The organism is Gemmiger formicilis (assembly GCF_016901605.1).
Lineage (GTDB): Bacteria > Bacillota > Clostridia > Oscillospirales > Ruminococcaceae > Gemmiger > Gemmiger formicilis_B.
Genome location: NZ_JACJKP010000248.1, coordinates 1 through 3,066 on the forward strand (window position 1 = coordinate 1; position 3,066 = coordinate 3,066).

Consider the following 3,066-nt stretch of genomic DNA (forward strand, 5'->3'; position numbering starts at 1 on the left):
ATCGGCTACCAGGCCCAGGTCATTCCCGCCATTCTGGCCGCCTTCACTCTGGTCTATCTGGAAAAATTCTTCCGCAAGATCTGCCCCGCCGTGGTCTCCATGATCGTGGTGCCCTTCTGCAGCCTGGTGCTGGCCGTCATGGCCGCCCACTTCGTGCTGGGCCCCATCGGCTGGAAGATCGGTTCCGCCATCTCCGCCGTGGTGTACGCGGGCATCTCCGGTTCCTTCCGTGTATTGTTCGGCGCCGTCTTCGGCTTCTTCTATGCCCCGCTGGTCATTACCGGCCTGCACCATATGTCCAACGCCATTGATACCCAGCTGATTGCCGACTTCGGCGGCACCATGCTGTGGCCCATGATCGCCCTGTCCAACATTGCCCAGGGTTCCGCGGTTCTGGGTGTCATCTTCCTGCAGCGCAAAAACGCCGATGCCCAGGAAGTGAACATTCCCGCCTGCATCTCCTGCTATCTGGGCGTTACCGAGCCCGCCATGTTCGGCGTGAACATGAAACTCCAGTTCCCGTTCCTCTGCGGCATGATCGGTTCCGCCATCGCCGCCGTGGTCTGTGTGGCCACCTACACCACCGCCAATGCCATCGGCGTGGGCGGCCTGCCGGGCATCCTGTCCATCCAGCCCCAGTACATGCTCAGCTTTGCCCTGTGCATGGTCATTGCCATCGCGGTTCCCTTTGTGCTGACGGTGGCCGTGGGCAAAAAGAAAGGCATCCACTAATCTTTCCGGGAGGCATCTGCTATGAACTTCAAGGATAAGGTCGTCTACCAGATCTACCCCAAATCCTTCTATGACGCCGACGGCGACGGCCTGGGCGATCTGCGGGGCGTCACCGCCCGGCTGGATTACCTGGCCCGCCTGGGGGTGGATTACCTGTGGCTGACTCCCTTCTTCCCCTCTCCCCAGCGGGACAACGGCTACGATGTGGCCGACTACTGCGCGGTAGACCCCCGGTTCGGCACCATGGCCGACCTGGAGGAACTGATCGCCGAAGCGGACAAACGGGGCATCGGCCTGATGTTCGATATGGTGTTCAACCACACCTCCACCGAGCACCAGTGGTTCCAGAAAGCCCTGGCCGGGGACGAGACCTACCAGAACTACTACATCTTCAAAGAGGGCGACCCCAACACGCCCCCTACCAACTGGGTATCCAAGTTCGGCGGCAACGCCTGGGAGTACGTGCCCGGCCTGAAAAAGTGGTACCTGCATCTGTTCGACGTGACCCAGGCGGACCTGAACTGGGAGAATCCCGCCGTGCGGGCGGAACTGGCCAAGGTGCTGCGCTTCTGGAAAGACAAGGGCGTGAAAGGCTTCCGCTTTGACGTGGTGAACCTGATCTCCAAGCCGGAAGTGTTCGAGAACGACTACGAAGGCGACGGCCGCCGCTTTTACACCGACGGGCGCAACGTCCACCGCTACCTGCAGGAACTGGTGGCGGCAGGCGGCATCGAAGGCATGGTGACGGTGGGCGAAATGTCCAGTACCACGCTGGAGAACTGCATCGGCTACACCGCGCCGGACCGCCACGAACTGAGCATGTGTTTCAGCTTCCATCACCTGAAGGTGGACTACAAGAACGGCGACAAATGGGCACTGATGCCCCCCGACCGCCAGGCGCTGAAGGATATCTTCGCCCACTGGCAGGAAGGCATGCAGGCCCACGAGGGCTGGAACGCCCTGTTCTGGTGCAACCACGACCAGCCCCGGGCGGTAAGCCGCTTCGGTGACGACGGCCGCTACTGGAAAGAAAGCGCCAAGATGCTGGGCATGGCCACCCACTTTATGCGGGGCACGCCCTACATCTACCAGGGCGAGGAACTGGGCATGACCAACGCCCACTTTACCGGCATTGACCAGTACCGGGACGTGGAGAGCCTGAACTACTACCGCATCTTGCAGGAGCAGGGCCACACCCCGGCCCAGGCGCTGGAAATTCTGGCCGCCCGCAGCCGGGACAACGGCCGCACCCCCATGCAGTGGGACGCCACGGCCCACGCGGGCTTTACGGCGGGCACCCCCTGGATCGGCGTGGTGGACAATTATAAAACCATCAACGCCGCCGCCCAGATGGAGGACCCGGATTCCATTTTCGGCTGGTACCGCACCCTCATTGCCCTGCGCAAGGCCCACAAGGTCATCAGCGAAGGCCGCATCGAGATGCTCTTCCGGGACAACGCCGACCTGCTGGCCTACCGCCGCTTTACCGACGAGGAAGAGCTGCTGGTGGTCTGCAACCTGACGGACCGGGAAGTGCCCCTGACCCTGCCAGAAGGCTGGCAGGATGCGGAACTGCTGCTGGGCAACTACCCCGCCGGTCCCCGCACCACCCTGCGCCCCTTCGAGTGCCTGGCCCTGCGGCGGTAAGACCGCCTTTTTGCCCCGGAACGGGGCCCCTTACACACTGCCATTTTCTCCAGCATTCTGATAAATTCCCACAGACCGGGCGCCCTGCACAGGGCGCCCGGTCTGTGGTATTGGCGGAATACTTGTAAAAACTCAGCTTGTATCTTGTGTATATTGTCTAAAAATGGTATATTGAGGATATATATGTAAAAAAATGCGGCGTTTTTACTATCGTCCGCCCCCTAAGGAGGCTGTTCCATGAAACGATTGCTGGCCCTGCTCCCACTGCTGGCCTTCTGCCTGTTCTGCGCACCCGCAGCTTTTGCGGACGCGCCCGTTTCCTATCTGGATGCGCAAGGCGTCCCCCAAAGCTGTGATACCTACACCACCCTGACCGACGAAACCACCGCCTGGACCGGCGGCTGGTATCTGGCCGAGGGTACCGTGACCATCAGCAAAAAGGTCACCGTGACCGGCGGCGTGCACCTGATTCTGGCGGACGGCGCCAGCGTGACCACCGGCAACATCGAGGTGGCCGACGGCAACGCCCTGACCCTCTATGCCCAGTCGGCGGGTCCCGACCAGGGAAGCCTGCAGGCCCAAAGCGATGATCCGGCGGCAGCCATCGGCGGTTCCTCCCAGGCTCCCCAAAGCAGCGGCGCCATTACCATCAACGGCGGCACCGTCACCGCCATCACCACAGGCAGC

At 61.8% G+C, this 3,066-nt stretch carries 2 protein-coding genes and 1 pseudogene; all 3 read left to right on the top strand.

The features are described from left to right. On the top strand, positions 1-732 hold a 732-nt coding region (locus H6B10_RS13645), incomplete at its 5' end, for a PTS transporter subunit EIIC (protein ID WP_204652106.1). A gap of 21 nt (positions 733-753) precedes the next feature. Next, positions 754-2,379, top strand: a complete 1,626-nt coding sequence (gene treC, locus H6B10_RS13650; RefSeq protein ID WP_204652107.1) for an alpha,alpha-phosphotrehalase — start codon at positions 754-756, stop codon at positions 2,377-2,379. Positions 2,380-2,616: 237 nt separating this feature from the next. After that, positions 2,617-3,066, top strand: a pseudogene (locus tag H6B10_RS13655) (hypothetical protein); the annotation flags it as partial.